The sequence below is a fragment of the Curtobacterium sp. B8 genome, assembly GCF_000333315.1.
Classification (GTDB): Bacteria; Actinomycetota; Actinomycetes; order Actinomycetales; family Microbacteriaceae; genus Curtobacterium; species Curtobacterium luteum.
Map to the genome: position 1 here is coordinate 1 of NZ_BACW01000007.1, position 798 is coordinate 798.

Annotated in this window: 1 protein-coding gene; it reads left to right on the forward strand. The window is 69.8% G+C overall.

Translation table 11 applies throughout. The features are described from left to right. Positions 1-21: 21 nt before the first annotated feature. On the forward strand, positions 22-798 hold a 777-nt coding region (locus I59_RS00070), incomplete at its 3' end, for a TM0106 family RecB-like putative nuclease (protein WP_307120408.1).

Sequence of the window (798 nt, forward strand, 5' to 3'; positions counted from 1 at the left end):
CGGACCACGGCCGTGCCCGCGATGTCGAGATCGACGCAAGACCGCCTGGCGCGTCAGGCGCGCCTCCAGGTCGAATCGGAGACCAGCGGGAGCCGCGCACCGGTCTTCGAGGTGGCGGACCCGCGCGCGCTCGACGCGATCCCTGCGCCCGATGCGGGCGACGTGTTCTTCGACTTCGAGGGTGACCCGCTCTACACCGAGGACGGCCAGCACTGGGGGATCGACTACCTCTTCGGGTTGGTCGACCCCGAGGCCCGGTTCACCGCGTTCTGGGCGCACACGCTCCGCGACGAGCGGCAGGCGCTGGTGGACTTCCTCGCCTTCGTCGAGCAACGGCGTGCCCAGTACCCGGACATGCACGTCTACCACTACGCCGCGTACGAGCGGACGCACCTGCTGTCCCTCGCCGCCCGGCACGGGGTGGGAGAGGACGCGGTCGACGACCTGCTGCGGGCAGGCGTCCTCGTCGACCTGTACCCGATCGTCCGCAAGGCCCTCGTCGTCGGCAGCCACAGCTACTCGATCAAGAAGCTCGAGCCGCTCTACATGGGCTCGGACCTCCGGCAGAGCGACGTCACGAACGCCGCCGACAGCATCACGGCCTACGTCGACGCGGTCGAAGAACTCCGGAACGGCGACCCTGCCGCTGGGCAGCACATGCTCGACGAGGTCGCCGACTACAACGCCTACGACTGCCGCTCGACCCTGCGCCTCCGCGATTGGCTGCTGTCGTTGCGCACGGCGTCACCGGCAGCCGTCGTCGACGAGGTCGAGCTCCTGCCGCCCATCCCGGTCGAG